Origin of the sequence: Pectobacterium betavasculorum (assembly GCF_000749845.1) — a bacterium.
Lineage (GTDB): Bacteria > Pseudomonadota > Gammaproteobacteria > Enterobacterales > Enterobacteriaceae > Pectobacterium > Pectobacterium betavasculorum.
This window is the reverse complement of sequence record NZ_JQHM01000003.1, coordinates 232,799-249,746: the sequence shown is the minus strand read 5'-3', so window position 1 is coordinate 249,746 and position 16,948 is coordinate 232,799. Positions and strand designations below refer to the sequence as shown.

At 53.4% G+C, this 16,948-nt stretch carries 11 protein-coding genes and 1 pseudogene; 5 read left to right on the top strand and 7 right to left on the bottom strand.

Annotated elements, in window-relative coordinates; translation table 11 throughout:
• Window positions 1-2 precede the first annotated feature (2 nt).
• On the bottom strand, window positions 3-2,600 hold the full coding sequence (acnB, locus tag KP22_RS11155; RefSeq protein WP_156107276.1) for a bifunctional aconitate hydratase 2/2-methylisocitrate dehydratase: 2,598 nt from the start codon (window positions 2,598-2,600) through the stop codon (window positions 3-5).
• Window positions 2,601-3,045: 445 nt separating this feature from the next.
• Here acnB and KP22_RS11150 point away from each other — a divergent pair, with 445 nt between their 5' ends.
• Both KP22_RS11150 and KP22_RS11145 read left to right on the top strand, forming a co-directional pair.
• Entirely contained in the window at window positions 3,046-3,552 is a 507-nt protein-coding gene (locus KP22_RS11150) for a DUF3060 domain-containing protein (RefSeq protein ID WP_039324273.1), read from the top strand.
• 115 nt (window positions 3,553-3,667) lie between these two features.
• On the top strand, window positions 3,668-3,979 hold the full coding sequence (locus tag KP22_RS11145) for an ArsR/SmtB family transcription factor (RefSeq protein ID WP_209428702.1): 312 nt from the start codon (window positions 3,668-3,670) through the stop codon (window positions 3,977-3,979).
• Window positions 3,980-4,121: 142 nt separating this feature from the next.
• Here KP22_RS11145 and KP22_RS11140 read toward each other — a convergent pair whose 3' ends face one another.
• Window positions 4,122-6,425 (bottom strand): TonB-dependent siderophore receptor, encoded by a 2,304-nt coding sequence (locus tag KP22_RS11140; protein ID WP_039305832.1) that lies wholly within the window; start codon window positions 6,423-6,425, stop codon window positions 4,122-4,124.
• 424 nt (window positions 6,426-6,849) lie between these two features.
• On the opposite strand from KP22_RS11140, the gene KP22_RS11135 reads away from it, so the two are divergent.
• Window positions 6,850-7,833: a helix-turn-helix transcriptional regulator gene (locus KP22_RS11135; protein WP_039305829.1), complete on the top strand. Its 984-nt coding sequence runs from the start codon at window positions 6,850-6,852 to the stop codon at window positions 7,831-7,833.
• Window positions 7,834-7,941: 108 nt separating this feature from the next.
• Window positions 7,942-9,270 carry an MmgE/PrpD family protein gene (locus KP22_RS11130; protein ID WP_039324268.1) on the top strand — a complete coding sequence of 443 codons (1,329 nt, stop codon included), beginning with the start codon at window positions 7,942-7,944 and terminating at the stop codon, window positions 9,268-9,270.
• A gap of 30 nt (window positions 9,271-9,300) precedes the next feature.
• Here the strand turns inward: KP22_RS11130 and KP22_RS11125 are convergent, their stop codons facing one another.
• From KP22_RS11125 to KP22_RS11115, 3 genes and pseudogenes are all read right to left on the bottom strand, one after another.
• A complete protein-coding gene (locus KP22_RS11125) occupies window positions 9,301-10,488 on the bottom strand; it encodes a dienelactone hydrolase family protein (protein WP_039306028.1) in 1,188 nt (395 codons plus the stop codon).
• A 124-nt stretch (window positions 10,489-10,612) separates the two neighbouring features.
• Complete coding sequence (locus KP22_RS11120; protein WP_197061575.1) at window positions 10,613-11,797, bottom strand: MFS transporter; 1,185 nt, start codon at window positions 11,795-11,797, stop codon at window positions 10,613-10,615.
• Between the two features lie 41 nt (window positions 11,798-11,838).
• A pseudogene (locus tag KP22_RS11115) lies at window positions 11,839-12,231 on the bottom strand (serine hydrolase domain-containing protein); the annotation flags it as partial.
• Window positions 12,232-12,347: 116 nt separating this feature from the next.
• Here KP22_RS11115 and KP22_RS11110 point away from each other — a divergent pair.
• Window positions 12,348-13,262, top strand: a complete 915-nt coding sequence (locus KP22_RS11110) for a LysR family transcriptional regulator (RefSeq protein WP_039324266.1) — start codon at window positions 12,348-12,350, stop codon at window positions 13,260-13,262.
• Window positions 13,263-13,297: 35 nt separating this feature from the next.
• On the opposite strand, the gene lpdA is transcribed toward KP22_RS11110, so the two are convergent.
• The gene (gene lpdA, locus KP22_RS11105) at window positions 13,298-14,722 is read right to left on the bottom strand and encodes a dihydrolipoyl dehydrogenase (protein ID WP_039324264.1); all 1,425 of its coding nucleotides are present in this window, start codon (window positions 14,720-14,722) and stop codon (window positions 13,298-13,300) included.
• Between the two features lie 332 nt (window positions 14,723-15,054).
• Window positions 15,055-16,938 carry a pyruvate dehydrogenase complex dihydrolipoyllysine-residue acetyltransferase gene (gene aceF / locus KP22_RS11100; protein ID WP_039305817.1) on the bottom strand — a complete coding sequence of 628 codons (1,884 nt, stop codon included), beginning with the start codon at window positions 16,936-16,938 and terminating at the stop codon, window positions 15,055-15,057.
• Window positions 16,939-16,948: the final 10 nt, after the last annotated feature.

The following is a 16,948-nucleotide window of genomic DNA, read 5'->3' as shown; positions in this document are numbered from 1 at the left end:
AGTTAAACAGTCGTCTGGAAGATCACACCATCGGCTTTCTCGGTATATTGACCTAACTGGTCAAAATTCAGATAGCGATAGGTATCCTGCGCGGTCTTATCCACCTGCGACATGTAGGTCTGGTACTCTTCCGATGTCGGCAAGCGACCCAGCAGCGAGGCAACCGCAGCCAGTTCAGCAGACGCCAGATACACGTTGGCACCGGTTCCCAAACGGTTCGGGAAGTTACGGGTCGACGTAGAAACGACGGTCGCACCATCAGCCACACGCGCCTGGTTACCCATGCACAGCGAGCAGCCTGGGATCTCGATACGCGCCCCGCTCTTACCAAATACGCTGTAGTAGCCTTCTTCCGTCAGCTGTGCAGCGTCCATTTTGGTCGGTGGCGCAACCCACAGACGAGTCGGCAGTTGGCCTTTGTGGCTATCCAGCAGTTTACCCGCCGCACGGAAGTGCCCAATGTTAGTCATACAGGAACCGATGAAGACTTCATCAATCTTCTCGCCCTGCACGTCAGACAGCCAGCGCGCATCGTCTGGATCGTTCGGAGCACATAGGATCGGCTCTTTGATGTCGGCCAGATCGATGTCGATCACTGCCGCATACTCGGCATCGGCATCGGCTTCCAGCAGTTGCGGATCGGCCAGCCATTTTTCCATCCCCTGAACACGACGCTCCAGCGTACGACGATCGCCGTAACCTTCGGAGATCATCCACTTCAGCAGCACGATGTTGGAGTTCAGATACTCGATGATCGGCGCTTTATCCAGCTTGATGGTGCAACCCGCCGCAGAACGTTCCGCCGAGGCATCAGTCAGTTCAAACGCTTGTTCGACTTTCAGATCCGGCAGACCTTCGATCTCCAGAATACGACCAGAGAAGATGTTCTTCTTGCCTTTCTTCTCAACGGTCAGCAGACCTTGTTTAATAGCATACAGCGGAATGGCGTGGACCAGATCGCGCAGGGTAATACCCGGCTGCATTTTGCCTTTGAAACGCACCAGAACCGATTCCGGCATATCCAGCGGCATCACGCCCGTGGCAGCAGCAAACGCCACAAGACCGGAGCCCGCAGGGAAAGAGATACCGATTGGGAAACGGGTGTGGGAGTCACCGCCCGTACCAACGGTATCCGGCAGCAGCATACGGTTTAGCCATGAGTGGATAACACCATCGCCCGGACGCAGCGATACACCGCCACGGTTCATGATGAAGTCTGGTAGCGTATGGTGCGTGGTAACGTCAACCGGCTTCGGATAGGCCGCGGTGTGACAGAACGACTGCATCACCAGGTCAGCGGAGAAGCCGAGACAAGCCAGATCTTTCAGCTCATCGCGGGTCATCGGCCCGGTGGTGTCCTGTGAACCCACGGATGTCATTTTCGGTTCGCAGTATTCATCAGGGCGAATACCCGCGACGCCACAAGCGCGGCCGACCATTTTCTGCGCCAGTGAGAAGCCTTTTTTGCTGGCTTCAACGGCTTTGGAAATACGGAAGACATCGCTGTGCGGCAAGTTCAGTGACTCACGCGCTTTAGACGTCAACCCACGTCCGATGATCAACGGAATACGGCCACCGGCGCGCACTTCGTCCAGCAATACGTCAGTCTTCAGCGCAAACGTCGCCAGCACGTCATTGGTGTCATGACGGCGTACTTCACCTTCATACGGGTAGATGTCGATCACATCGCCCATATTCAGATCGTTCACATCGACTTCGATCGGCAGCGCACCGGCATCTTCCATGGTGTTGAAGAAGATTGGGGCGATTTTGCCGCCCAGCACCACACCGCCGCCGCGTTTGTTCGGAACATGAGGAATGTCTTCACCCATGAACCACAGCACCGAGTTGGTCGCCGATTTACGCGACGATCCCGTACCGACAACGTCACCGACGTAAGCCAGCGGGAAACCTTTCTTGTTCAGTTCTTCGATCTGTTTGATCGGACCAACGGCACCAGGCTGATCGGGATCGATACCTTCACGGGCGTTTTTCAGCATCGCCAGCGCGTGCAGCGGGATATCAGGGCGTGACCAGGCATCAGGTGCCGGAGACAGGTCATCCGTATTAGTTTCACCGGTGACTTTAAAGACGGTAACGGTAATTTTTTCCGCCAGTTTAGGACGGGACAGGAACCACTCAGCATCAGCCCAGGATTGAATCACTTTCTTGGCGTGCGCATTGCCTGCTTTCGCCTTTTCTTCCACATCATAGAAGTTATCAAACATCAGCAGCGTGTGGGACAACGCTTCGGCGGCGATAGGTGCCAGCGTCTCATTGTCTAACGCATCAATTAGCGGATGAATGTTATAACCACCTTGCATGGTGCCCAACAGCTCAATTGCTTTTTCCTGGCTAACCAAGGGGGAAGTGGCTTCGCCTTTAGCGACGGCAGCCAAAAAACCGGCCTTCACATAGGCGGCTTCATCAACACCGGGAGGGACGCGATTAATCAGCAGATCAAGCAATGCCTCTTCTTCGCCTGCCTGGGGATTCTTGAGTGACTCAACCAGCGCGGCCATCTGCGTGGCATCTAACGGTTTAGGAACAATCCCCTGCGCAGCCCGCTCAGCTACGTGCTTACGGTATTCTTCTAGCACGACGTTCTCCTCGCTCTCATTGTCTTCATTATGCCCGGCGCTCTTGTTCCCACTTATGGTGTCCATGCCTGGGTGTCAGCGTGTGGATGTAAGGTAGCAGAGTGTCCGGTCCAGCCTCATCAGCATATCAGGATTTGAATCTATTGTTAATTCGTTCACATAATAGCAACATTAATTTTTTAATTAACTGTGCTATGTGCCCAACGTCACTATCACTGAAAAATACCGACATCAGCAGAATAGCATGTCCCTGACGGCGCACACTAACTATGCTGATTTAGCCATGTAATATGTGGTTTTTTAACAACATAACGTGATTAAGCATCGTCTAAAGACGCAGTAATAATAAGAATGTTCGCAATAGAGTATGAATAAATGTTAACAGATGATAGGAGCTTCACGGCAACGATGCCGGATAGCCTCTTTGAGAACAGGAAAAGACTTCATGAAGATAAAACGTTATCTGCAAATGCTTTGCGTCACTACCTTCGCGCTCACCGCATCTGCCTATGCCGCTCCTATCGAGTTGGAGGGGATCGGTTTAACACGCGATATTCCTTGTAATGGCAATGATGTCCGTATTTCAGGTAACGGTAATAACATCGTACTCACAGGGAAATGTGCAGCGATTTCCATCATGGGTTCCGAGCACAATGTCACATTCGATACTGCCACATCACTTACCGTGACCGGTTCCGAAATTGCCGTTACAGGCCAGTCAACCGGTGACCTGACCGTCGCCGCCTATAAAAACACAATCCGCACTCATATTATTGCCGATGATAAGCCAGTAAAGGTGAACGTAACTGGCACAGAACATCATCTCGATTTTGATTTTAAAGGGCCTGCCGTTGTCTCTTTCAATGGCATCAGTAACCGCCTCTCATGGGGTGGAACAGAGCCGCGATTCTCATCCAGCGGCGCCAATAACGTCATCAAACAAAACCCCTAGCTTGCATTTTTTCTCTGACGTCACCAGTCAAGTTGGGGAGGAATGTGGCAATGATATGGTAAACTGAATACATTAGACATAACTAAATTAGCCAGTCACGTAGGATGGTATGAACATGGCGTTGAGCACCTCGGATCGGGAATTTATGCAAGACGGTGCGGCAAAAGCAGCGGCACTGCTGCGAGCGATTGGCAACGAAAACAGGCTGCTGGTGCTTTGCCTGCTTATCGAGCACAGCGAAATGTCGGTGGGTGCGCTGCTTGAGCATATCCCGCTGAGCCAGTCTGCCCTCTCGCAACATCTGGCGAAAATGCGTGAAGAAGGGTTGATTAGCTATCGGCGCGAATCACAAACGCTTTACTACCGCATCGAAAATCATGATGTAGAGAAAATCGTCGCCACCTTAAAAGCCCTTTTCTGCCCCTGATAGCGATAATAAAAAATTTCCGGGAGAAATTTTTCACGTTGCGCAGCAACGCCCCGCAGAGTGGTGGCCAGGGATGACTCGTCATAAAAAACGCCACGGGATTTCCCGTGGCGTTGATGACTCAGTATGACGGATATAAGATTTAGAACGACGTCTTCACGCTGACAAAGAAAGTCCGGCCCGGTTCGTTATAGGTCGCCGCACCCGCACCCGCGATGGTGACAACGTTATTGTTCACCACATCCTGCGCATTACCCGCACGGAACAGGCGTTTATCAAACAGGTTCTCTACACCGCCCGTCACGCTCAGATTCTTGTTAAACGTATAGGTACTGCTTAACCCGAACAACGCATAAGGGCTTAACTCATTGGTTGCGCTGCCCGTTACGTGCTCGCCTTTGTAGTTATATTTCTTCGGCTTCTGGCGACCATACCAGGTCACATCGGCCAGGAAGGAGAGATTCTCCGTCGCCTGCCAGTCCACGGATGAGTTCAGGGTAAACTCCGGCGTAATAGACAGATAATCGCCCGTGGTTTTATTTTTCGATTCCAACATCCAGGTCAGGTTGTTACGCCAGTTGATGGTCTCTGTGACAGGAATGGTCAGGTTACCTTCCAGCCCCTGAATAACCGCCTTCGGCACATTGCCCCACTGGAAGATATTGGCGTTGGCATATTGGGCATTGCTTCCGCCCACCGCTTTACCGATAACATTGTTGCCTGCTTCAATTTTGTTACGGTAATCGTTATGGAAGTAGGTGATGCCAGCGATCAACCCATCGCGGTGAAACTCCAAACCAATCTCTTTATTCAGGCTGGTTTCCGCCTTCAGATTTTCATTACCGATCAGGTAGCAGGAAGTCCCTCCCGCACAGCCTTGACCACGGCTATAGAGCAGGTAATTCTCGTTGGTCTGGTAGAGGTTTGGCGCTTTGTAAGCACGGGCGATACCTAACTTCAGCGTGTAGTCGTCACCCAGTTCCTGTGACAGATTGAGCGAAGGGCTCCAGTTGGTGCCTGCCGTGCTGTGATGATCGACACGCAGCGCTGGCGTCAGCATAGTGCTTTGCGTCAGTTGAACGTTATCTTCGACAAAGGCGGAAGCCAGACGGGCGGCGGATTTATCACTGCGACCGCTGCTGCTCAGCGACCCCACGCTGCCTGCTTCGGTTGTCGTCTGCGAGTTAGAAACCGGATCTTTCATTTTCTGCTCGTTCCACTCAACCCCGAACGTGAGCACCTGATCGACCCAGACATTCAGCGGAAGATTCACTTCGTTGTGGGCGGTGAAATTATCCAGTTTGATGGTTCTGAAGGTATCTGCCGCAGAAAACAGCCCTTCGGTTCCGCCTGCCAACCCTTCCAGAATACGGGTATTGTGCGTACGTTCGTATTGCAGATACGACGTAGAACTGACGCCGCTGTCCCAGTAACCGCGATGCGTTACCGAAAAGTTCTGGCGATACATGCGATTGGTTTCCTTGCCATAATTACCGCGAACATAGCCTGTATTCACATCAGTATTGGTATTTTGTGTATCGCCCGCATAGATATTGCCCTGACGACTGCTACCTGCTTCAAACTCCAGAGACTGCTGCTTAGTCATATCCCAACGCAGCAGGCCGTTGATATCTTTGTTGCGTACCCCTTCACGCCCAGAAGGCAGTGAAGCTGACTGATTACCCGCGCGTGCGGACTGATGCCCTTCATTAATATCGCGCGCATCAGCCTGGGTTTTATTCAGATTACCGAATAGGCGGAAGCTCAGGCTGTCGGTCAGGCCGCCCATCAGGCTGAAATCGGTACGCTTGGTCGCGCCTTCTGAGCGATGTTCCGGCGCGTTCAGGTAAGTATTCCAAGTACCGTGCCATTCTTGCGTCGGCTTTTTGGTGATGATGTTGACCACCCCACCCGCCGCACCGTTGCCATAGCGTGCCGCCGCCGGGCCACGCAGTACTTCAATGCGCTCAACCATGTCCGCAGGTACCCAGTTGGTGTCCCCACGAGTATCACGCTCGCCACGCCAGCCGTAACGCACTGCCGTACGGCTTGATACCGGCTTGCCATCCACCAGAATCAGCGTGTTTTCCGGTCCCATGCCACGGATATCGATCTGGCGATTGTTACCGCGCTGGCCGCTGGTTGAGTTACCGGACAGATTAACGCCCGGCATGGTACGAATCAGTTCTGACAGATCGTTAGCGGGCGGACGCTTGCTGATATCCTCAGCCGTAATCACCGACACGCCCGGAGCCTGACGCGTTTGCTCCGCAGCCGTCACCACCATCGTATCGCCCGATGGACTGCTTTCGGACTGATTCTGCACCTGCGGGGCAGGTTCTGTTGAAGGAATGCTCGAGGTCTGCGCCGCGCTCAGAAACGACGTCATCCCGCAGCTAACGCCAATGAGCGTCGCCAGATAACGGCGCGATTGTGGTAGTTTCATCAAAATTATCCTGCCTGTAAGAAATGAGTAAGTAGCCTGAAAAAGTTCAGCATCGTGATTGGTGCAGCGACACCTAACGACCATCAGCAAAGGCGCTGAATAACGGCGGAGATAAAACGCGCAGACGTGGCGGTTATCGAGAGAGAAGCGTCATGCAAACGGGGCACCACGTATCGTTGTTATGAAATACTGTGTGTAGTCAATCAGCCCTTTTCTCCGCATTGCCGGAAATGGAAAATGCATTTATCGTGCAATGTGACCTCCCCAACGAAAAATGCTATTGAGAAGTATTTGCATTACCATTTTGGCGCGGTCATTGTTACATTTGTCATTCAGGACGGGGTTTGCTCTAGCAGCAAAATGTTTTGCCAAAGCATCAAAATGGAAGGCGCAGGTCGAAGGGTTTAATCAGGTAGGTAATCACGTGCGCAGCTTCACTCAGTCATCAAAGCCGATCTACAAAGATCACATCGTTCAGCAATCGAGTCTGGTCGCGAATAATTACCGTTTTATCGGCCCCCGGCTGATCGATAACACACCGGTGCTATTCGGATCGTTCACGGTTATGCAGCTTAATCCGCATCTGATCCTGCATACCGCAGATGTGATTAATCGTCACAACATGAAAACCCAAAACCTGCTGGATGGCGCGATCAAACTGGCCATTGTGGTGAGCGGCAATGCGCATATCTCATTTGGCCATCAGGAACTGCATTTGGGAGAGAGCCAGCCCGCCTCGCTGATTGCGCTGACGGAGCCGACAATGTTTACCCGCATCGGCAAGCGCGATGAATATGAACGCACCATTACGCTGACGTTCGATAGAGAATGGTTATACGGCAATATGATGGATACCGTTGGCGACTGGCAGGCCATCCACGATTTCACGCAAACCCATCTTGCAACACATTTGTGGACGCCGTCCCGACAGGCATTGGCGATTGCCTTGCAAACGCTGGATGCTGAACCTTGCCAAACGCCGCTCCAGCGTCTTTATCTGGAAATGCAGTGCATGAGCCTAATTATCGAAGCGTTTACGTCACTGACTGCCAGCGTGGCGCAGGAAAAAAGCAGTGGTGTTACCCTGCGCAGCTACCATCGTATTCAGCAGGTCAGAGATAGGCTGGAGAGCGGCAGCGCCGATCATCTTTCAATGAGTGAAATCGCCAAAAGCGTCAATATGAGTGAAAGCACGTTACAGCGCCATTTTCGCCAGACATTCAATATGAGCGTGTTCGAATACTTGCGTAACTGCCGTTTGCAGCGCGCGATGCTGGCCTTGCAGAAGGACGGCATCGGTATCGCTCAGGCAGCCAGCATCGCGGGTTATAACAGCCCCGCCAACTTTGCCACCGCGCTACGCCGAGCATTCGGCATTACACCCGGGCAGCTAAAAGACCGCTTCTGATCCCGCTTATTAATAACCAAGTGGAATTTATTATTCCGTTTGGTTATTAATCGCTATTCAACGATGCACAGTAAATTAGTATTTTTCCGCCAAGATGCCTGACAACTCATGACCAATCAGACTGATATCACCGCAACGCTTGCTCACCACATCATCCATAGCAAACCAAGCCAAGACGCGATTGATGCCGCTCGTGAAGGGGTGACCGACTTTATCTCCACCGCGCTTCCAATCACACAGGGCGCAATTGTTGATAGCGGGCTCGCGCCATTAAAGCAGGTGTTCAGCGGCACGGACAGCCTGACGCGTAGTCTGATTTTGGGTTATTCCGGTCACGTACTCGATTTTGACGATTATCACCCTGCATTTCGCGGCCACCCCAGCACCGTTATTCTGCCTGCGCTGTTTGCCCTTGCCGCAGAGCATTCATCCGTTACGGAAGAGGCGTTTTTGACGGCCTATGTGGTAGGCGTAGAAGCCGCTGGCAGAATCGGGTTGGCATGCGGCCCACGTCACTACAGCCTCGGTTACCACAACACCGCCACGCTCGGCGCTATCGCCGCCGCTGCCGCCGCTGCACGTCTGGCTGGCGCGTCGGTAGAACAGACACAAACGATTCTTGGCTTAGCCGCCACACAGGCCGCAGGGCTGAGAGCGCAGTTTGGTTCGGCGGTCAAACCGCTACACGCTGGACTTGCTGCCAGAGCAGGGCTAACCGCCGCCAAGCTGGGGTTAGCAGGCTTCGAGGGCAACAAGCAGTTGGTGATCGAGGCGTTTCTTGCCGCGCATGGCGATCAAAAACAGCAGCCAGCGCTGCTGGTTGAAAACTGGGGATCGCCGTGGCGCATTCTGTCTCCCGGTCTGGAGTTTAAGCGCTACCCAACCTGTGGCGGAACCCACAGCGCCGCCGAAGCCGCGTTTGCGTTGCGGGAACAGTGGCACCAGCAGAATGGTGTAAATGCCGATCTGGCCGATGCCATCGAACGTATCACGGTGACTTTCCCGCCAGGCGGCGACGTTGCTCCTTTCATCCGTAACGCGACCAACGGCGTAGAAGCACGATTCAGTCTGGAATATGTCATTGCAGCGGCACTGATTGAAGGGGAACTGAAGCTGGCGCATTTTTCGGAAGCGCCAGTTGAAACCACAATGGCCGCGCTGGCGAATCGCGTCATACGCCGCGCCGATGAAACCGCGCCACCTGATGAGCTTGACCCAGAGGCGCGTTTTCATGAGGTTACCCTGCATTTGCGTAACGGCAGCACGCTAATCCAGCGCACCACGCGTCAGGAAACCTCTGCGCGACCAACCGATCTGCGCGCTAAATTGCAGCAAACCCTCGGTTCTCTGCCGCATCTCGACAGTAACCAGATCGCCGATCGTTGCACGTTACGGCAGGAAGGCGATCTACGCTATTTGCTTGGGCTGTTGTTTTAATAAAACATGGGTTTTAACAAAACACGAGTTTTAACGGGATGCTGGCTTTAACCATTGGTCCAGAAAGCGAAAGACGTCTTCCTGCTGTTCCTGATAGAAAACGTGTCCCAAATCAGGCCAGATCTTGGTTTGCAGCTTGCTGTCCGCCTGCTGGGATTGCCACACCTTATGCATCTTGGCATAGGCCTCTTCAACGGATTGCGTCGGGAATAGCTTGTCTTTGCCGCCGTTAAATAGCAGCATCGGCTTTGGCGCGGCGACGCTCGCCACATCCGGGAAATCAAATCGCGTCGATAGTCCCGGATGCAGCATATAGAATGCCGACTGCCCTCTGAGTACGTTATTACCCGGCGTCATCAGGCCGTCGTATGTACCAATCCAGGATACTGCCGCCGTTGCCGCCACTTTGTCGGACAGCGCGGCTAGCTGCCAGGCACGATACGCCCCCATTGAAAAACCAACGACGCCGATACGTTGTTTATCAACCTGCTCAAGCGATGCCAGAAAATCCGTCGCCCGCATATCTTCGTAGGCCATCAGACCGGCGAGCGAGCGCCCAAGGTTAAAGAAATTGCTCGCCAGCGCCTGCTGCTGCTCATATTTGATCGGCCCACGCGATCCCCAGCCTAGCGCATCCACCGCCAACACCACATAGCCTCGCTTCGCCAGTTCATCCCCGACAAAACGACCGGTGAAAAACTTATCGGCCCACGCCTGTGCAGAAGCAAGCTGTTCGTCATTGCCCCATGGTTTGATCATCTTCTCTTTACCGATATCAAACTTCGCGCCGTGGTCATGCAGCAGGATTATCGCCGGATGCGGCCCGGCACTTTTAGGCGTCAGGAGCAGTGCGTCTACACGGCTTTCATCGGTCAGGTTGAAAGCAACTTTCTCTGCCGTGTAGTTGCCGCGATCCTGCTTTTCGATCGCCTGTGGTGCAAAGTCTTTGGTGGAATCCGGCGTCAGAAGCAGCGAGCGCAGCGTTTCTCTCGACTGGGATTGCCACTGACTAAAATCCGTAAAATTTCCAGATAGCCAGGAATCGGAGTAGGTCATCTGCTGTTTAAGCTGCGGATAGAACGAAGGCAGCCCTTCATCCGTCACCGCCTGATCCGCCGCTATTTGAGAGTGAGGGTTCATATCGTTCGCCATCAGTGAAGGGCTGGCCAGTAACGCCACCAGAAGCCAGACAGAGGAGCGTAAGGTATTAAGATTCATCATAACCTCAAAAATAAAACATCGTTTCTTTTTGAGGTTTGATTGTAATTGACGTGGCTAAAAATAAACGGACGGAACGCGCATTCTGCGAAGCCTCAGGCAAAAAATTTGGCGCTGCGCCATCTTACCGCCGTGCCGCAGGGAAACCGTGTTGTCTGGCAGACCACACCACAGCGAGCGCAATCAATAACAGAGCCAACAGTACCGGAGAGAATGCAACAACGCCAAAACGCTCCAGCAGAACACCACCGATGATACCGCCCCCTGCGATAGCCATGTTCCAAACTGTGACCAACATAGACTGTGCCACATCGGCGCCCTCCTCAGCCGTTCTGACAATTGCCGTTTGGAACAATGTCGCGGCACCGCCAAAGGCGAGTCCCCAGACTGCCACCGCCGCATAAACCACAAGGAGTACATCACCTGCCACGCCAAGCGCCAGTACAGAAAGGCAGAACAATGCCGAGCAGGCAAGCGTCAGGGCTCGCAAATGGCGATCAATCAGCACGCCAACGATCCAGATCCCCAGCAGTGATGTGATGCCGAATACCAGCAGCACCAGACCAGTCTGTTCGACCATGCCCGCCGCAGCAAGAAACGGCGCAATGTAGGTGTAGAGAATGTTATGCGCCAGTACAAAGGCCAACACCACGCATAGTACGGGTCGCACGCCTGCTACGGTGAACACCTGCCTCAGAGACAGCCGCTTGCCTACTGGCTGTCCGGCAAAATCCGGTACCTGTACGCGTACCCACAACATGAGTATGACGGCTAAACCACTCATCATACCGAAACACATTCGCCAACCGATCAGGTTGCCAAGAAAGGTGCCAGCGGGCACGCCGAGTGACAATGCCAATGGCGTGCCGACCATCGCTATCGCAATAGCGCGTCCCTTCTGATGTTCAGGCACCATACTGGCTGCATAGCCAGCCAGTAGTGCCCATAGCAGACCCGCTGCAATACCTGCCAGAAAACGCGCCGCCATCGTCAGCACATAGCTACCGGAAAACGCCGTAATCGTATTGGCAACGACGAAACCTGCGATGGCTGCCAACAGCAACGGGCGGCGACGTACACCCTGCGTCGCGGCGGTCAACGGGATCGCAGCTACCAGAGAACCCATAGCATAGATAGTGACGGTTTGTCCGACCCAGGCTTCGGACACCGCTAGCCCCTGCGACATTTGCGGCAGCAGACCCGCAGGCAGCGCTTCGGTCAGGATAGTGATGAAGGCCGCCATGGCTAGCGCAAGCAGTGAAGCAATGGGCAGTCTGTCATGATGTGTATCCGTCATTGAAGCTGTCATCGTATTACCTCCAACGAGCTATACACGGCATCACGCAGGCAGCCTAAACCCGCGGTGTGACTGAGTAGTTGTCGCACGGTAATGCGCGCTGGACTGCCACCGAGCAGTCGAGGCTGGAACATTGGCATCCAGCGAGTAATATCCTCATCCAGATCGAGCCGACCTTGCGCCACAAGCACCAACGCCGCTACGGACACGATGGGCTTGCTGACAGAAGCCAGCCGGAAGATGGCGTCCAGCGCCATCGGGCAGGCATTTTCCCGGTCAGCCCATCCAGCGGCCTGTTGATGAATCAATTCACCGTTACGCGCGACCAGCACGACGGCACCAAAAAAACGCCTATCATCTAACGCTGGTTGAACAACAGCCTGAATTTGGGCAGAGAGATGCGCTGACGGAGCATCGGTACATAGGGGAAATGCGGGAGTTATCACTACATGTTCCTTTCATCAATGAGCGTTCCCGTTACGATAGAAAATCGACAATTAAAGAAAAAGTAGGCTACAGTTCCTCGATATACGGAACAAAACATCCGCAATGGGGAAGCAGTATGGACAGCCTGAATGGTTTTGTGGTGTTTGTGCAGGTGGCCGAAACGCGCAGTTTCGTTGCGGCGGGTCGATTACTGGGCGTATCGGCGTCGGCAGTAGGTAAAAGCGTCGCACGGCTGGAAGAAAAGCTAGGCGTGAGGCTGTTTCATCGCAGTACCCGCAGCATCACACTGACGGCTGAAGGCTCACTATTTCTCGCGCGTAGCCGACGTATCCTGGCTGAAATCGAGGCAGCCGAGCTGGAACTGTCACAGACCAATGCCGCACCGCGCGGGCGCCTGCGGGTAAGCCTGCCGTTGGTTAGCTCACTCGTGCTCCCCGTGCTCGGCGACTTCATGCGCGAATATCCCGAAATCGAACTGGATCTGGACTTCACCGACCGCATGGTGGATGTCATTGAAGAAGGGTTCGATGTCGTAGTACGGACAGGCGAGCCCGTTGACTCTCGCCTCACCGCACGTAAGCTGGGCACCTTCGGTTTTCTGCTGGTAGCCGCGCCAGACTACCTTGCTCGTCGCGGAACGCCGAAGACACCTGCCGACCTGATGCAACACGCCTGTCTGCACTATCGCTTTCCCAACAGCGGCAAGCTGGAGCCATGGGCACTAAGGCTTGCCCCCAACGAACCGGAGTTGCAGTTGCCTACGTCGATGATCTGCAACAATATCGAAACGCGCGTCTGTTTTGCACTACAAGGGCTGGGGATCGCTTACCTGCCATATTTTTCTATCCGCGAACAATTGGCAGAGGGGTTGCTACAGCCGATCCTGAGCGACTACGTGGAACGCAGCGGCATCTTCCATATGCTGTGGCCTGCGAGCAAGCACCCATCGCCAAAAGTGCGGGCACTGGTGGATTTCCTCTGTGCGAGGGTGTTTCCCTCATCTAACGGGCAAAAAAAATCCGGTGCCTAAGGCACCGGATTCTGATTCATCGAACGCGCGACAACTTACTTCTTCTTCGCTTTCGCATTCGGCAGGTCAGTGATGCTGCCTTCAAAGATTTCAGCCGCCAGACCAACAGACTCATGCAGCGTCGGGTGTGCATGGATGGTCAGAGCGATATCTTCTGCATCACAACCCATTTCGATCGCCAGACCGATTTCGCCTAACAGTTCACCACCGTTAGTACCGACAATCGCACCACCGATAACACGGTGAGTTTCTTTGTCGAAAATCAGTTTGGTCATACCTTCAGCGCAGTCGGACGCGATAGCACGGCCAGACGCCGCCCATGGGAAGATCGCGGTTTCGTAACTGATGCCTTTCTCTTTGGCTTCTTTCTCAGTCAGACCCACCCACGCGACTTCCGGTTCGGTATAGGCGATAGAAGGAATCACTTTCGGATCGAAGTAGTGTTTCTTACCGGAGATCACTTCGGCAGCAACATGACCTTCATGTACGCCTTTGTGCGCCAGCATCGGCTGACCGACGATGTCGCCGATAGCGTAGATGTGCGGCACGTTGGTGCGCATTTGCTTATCAACATGGATGAAGCCGCGATCGTCAACTTCCACACCCGCTTTACCTGCATCCAGGCTTTTGCCGTTCGGTACACGACCGATAGCAACCAGAACTGCATCGTAACGCTGTGGCTCGGCTGGCGCTTTTTTACCTTCCATCGTCACATAGATGCCGTCTTCTTTGGCTTCTACTGCCGTCACTTTGGTTTCCAGCATCAGATTGAACTGCTTGCTGATACGCTTGGTGAAAACCTTAACGACATCTTTGTCAGCGGCCGGAATCACTTGTTCGAACATTTCAACGACGTCGATCTGTGAACCCAGAGCATGGTAAACCGTACCCATTTCCAGACCGATGATACCGCCGCCCATTACCAACAGACGCTCTGGGACGTTTTTCAGCTCCAGCGCATCGGTAGAATCCCATACGCGTGGGTCATCATGAGGAATGAAAGGCAGTTGGATCGGACGTGAACCCGCAGCGATAATCGCGTTATCGAAGTTGATCGTCGTTTTGCCGTTTTCACCGTCAACTTCCAGCGTGTTGGCACCCGTAAATTTGCCCAGACCGTTAACCACTTTAACTTTACGGCCTTTTGCCATACCCGCCAGACCACCGGTCAGTTGGTTGATGACTTTTTCTTTCCACAGACGGATTTTATCAATGTCGGTTTTAGGTTCACCGAACACGATACCGTGTTCCGCCAGTGCTTTGGCTTCTTCAATAACTTTGGCAACGTGCAGCAGGGCTTTGGAAGGAATACAACCTACATTCAGACACACCCCACCCAGCGTGGAGTAGCGCTCTACCAGTACGGTTTCCAGACCCAAATCCGCCGCGCGGAATGCAGCAGAGTAACCTGCGGGGCCGGCACCAAGTACCACTACCTGAGCTTTAATTTCAGTACTCATCATGACCTCTTAATTGATTTCCGGCGGGTCTGTGACGTCACACCCGTCGTCTTTCAAGTGGCAGGTGCGTTAGCATCGTGTCTTCACTCCAGTCACTTACTTGAGTAAGCTCCCGGAGATTCAGCCCCTTGCCGCCTTCCTGCCACCCGAAATCCATAGGGTGTATTTTTAATAACGCCCTCTTCCACCGGGACGTGTCTTTGCCGCAGTAGTTTACAAAATCGTTAACAATTTTGAAACAACAAGCGATTAACGATTTGTCCTTGATCACTGACCGCTGTAACAAATAACAGCTTATCAGAAAAAAGCCGGCCGTCAGGCCGGCTTTTCGATTACATCACCAGACGGCGGATGTCAGACAACGTATTGTTAATGATGGTAATGAAGCGAGCACCATCAGCACCGTCAATGACACGGTGGTCGAAGGACAGAGACATCGGCATCATCAGACGCGGAGTGAACTCTTTACCATTCCAGACCGGTTCCATCGCAGATTTAGACACACCAAGAATAGCAACTTCCGGCGCATTGACGATCGGCGCAAAGTGCGTAGTCCCGATACCGCCCAGGCTGGAGATAGTGAAGCAACCGCCCTGCATTTCGCCTGCGGTCAGCTTACCGTCACGGGCTTTCTTGGAGATAGCCATCAATTCACGAGACAGTTCGACGATACCTTTCTTGTTCACGTCTTTGAACACTGGAACCACCAGACCATTCGGGGTATCAACTGCTACACCGATGTTGATGTATTTCTTCAGCGTCAGACGTTGAGCATCTTCAGACAGTGAACTGTTGAAGCGTGGCATTTGCTCAAGAGCAGCAGCAACGGCTTTCATGATGAAGACGACTGGGGTGATCTTCACGTCCAGCTTGCGCTTTTCAGCTTCCACGTTCTGCTGTTTGCGGAACGCTTCCAGATCGGTGATATCAGTTTTATCGAAGTGCGTAACGTGCGGGATCATCACCCAGTTACGGCTCAGGTTAGCACCAGAGATTTTCTGGATACGGCCCAGTTCCACTTCTTCAACTTCACCAAACTTGCTGAAATCGACTTTCGGCCATGGCAGCATGCCTGGCAGACCGCCGCCAGCGGCAGCAGTTGGCGCAGACTCAGCGCGTTTCACGGCATCTTTCACATAAGCCTGAACGTCTTCGCGCAGGATACGGCCTTTACGACCAGAACCCTTCACTTTCGCCAGATTCACGCCGAATTCACGTGCCAGACGACGGATAACCGGCGTCGCGTGGACGTAAGCGTCGTTCTCAGCGAACTCGCTCTTGCCTTCCGCTTTAGCTGCCGGTGCAGCAGCAGATTTTGCCGCCGGAGCCGGTGCAGCCGCTTCTTGCTTGGCAGCCGGAGCGGCAGCAGGCGCAGCGCCTTCTACTTCGAAGACCATAATCAGTGAGCCGGTTTTCACTTTATCGCCGGTGCTGATTTTGATTTCTTTAACCGTACCCGCGAACGGCGCAGGGACTTCCATCGAAGCCTTGTCGCCTTCAACGGTGATCAGCGATTGCTCAGCCGCGATTTTATCGCCGACTTTAACCATCACTTCCGTCACTTCAACTTCGTCGCCGCCGATATCCGGTACGTTAACTTCTTTCGCCGCAGAGGCCGCTGGTGCAGCAGCAGGTGCCGCTTCAGTTTTCTCTACTGAGGCCGCAGGCGCACTGCCCGCAACTTCGAAGACCATGATCAGAGAACCGGTAGAGACTTTATCGCCATTGCTGATTTTGATCTCTTTAACCGTACCGGCGAAAGGTGCCGGAACTTCCATAGAAGCTTTGTCGCCTTCTACGGTGATCAGAGATTGTTCAGCAGCAACGGTGTCGCCGACTTTAACCATCACTTCAGTTACTTCAACTTCGTCACCGCCGATATCCGGTACGTTGACTTCTTTTGTCTCAGAGGCCGCAGGTGCAGCAGCCGGAGCCGCTTCTTTCTTCTCTTCTGCCTTAGCAGGTGCAGCGTCAGCTGCACCGTCGGCGGAATCGAAAATCATGATCAGTTTGCCAGTTTCAACTTTGTCACCGACAGAGACTTTAATCTCTTTCACGACACCAGCCTGCGGAGAAGGGACTTCCATAGAAGCCTTATCACCTTCAACCGTGATCAGCGACTGTTCAGCTTCAACTTTGTCGCCAACCTTCACCAGCACTTCGGTGACTTCAACTTCATCTGCACCGATATCCGGTACGTTGATTTCGATAGCCATGTAATCTTTA

Bases quoted from the DNA above. Each gene is read 5' to 3' on its own strand.
- KP22_RS11150 (WP_039324273.1), top strand. From the start codon at position 3,046: ATGAAGATAAAACGTTATCTGCAAATGCTTTGCGTCACTACCTTCGCG.
- KP22_RS11145 (WP_209428702.1), top strand. From the start codon at position 3,668: ATGGCGTTGAGCACCTCGGATCGGGAATTTATGCAAGACGGTGCGGCA.
- KP22_RS11140 (WP_039305832.1), bottom strand. From the start codon at position 6,425: ATGAAACTACCACAATCGCGCCGTTATCTGGCGACGCTCATTGGCGTT.
- KP22_RS11130 (WP_039324268.1), top strand. From the start codon at position 7,942: ATGACCAATCAGACTGATATCACCGCAACGCTTGCTCACCACATCATC.
- KP22_RS11125 (WP_039306028.1), bottom strand. From the start codon at position 10,488: ATGAATCTTAATACCTTACGCTCCTCTGTCTGGCTTCTGGTGGCGTTA.
- KP22_RS11120 (WP_197061575.1), bottom strand. From the start codon at position 11,797: ATGACAGCTTCAATGACGGATACACATCATGACAGACTGCCCATTGCT.
- KP22_RS11110 (WP_039324266.1), top strand. From the start codon at position 12,348: ATGGACAGCCTGAATGGTTTTGTGGTGTTTGTGCAGGTGGCCGAAACG.
- lpdA (WP_039324264.1), bottom strand. From the start codon at position 14,722: ATGAGTACTGAAATTAAAGCTCAGGTAGTGGTACTTGGTGCCGGCCCC.
- aceF (WP_039305817.1), bottom strand. From the start codon at position 16,938: ATGGCTATCGAAATCAACGTACCGGATATCGGTGCAGATGAAGTTGAA.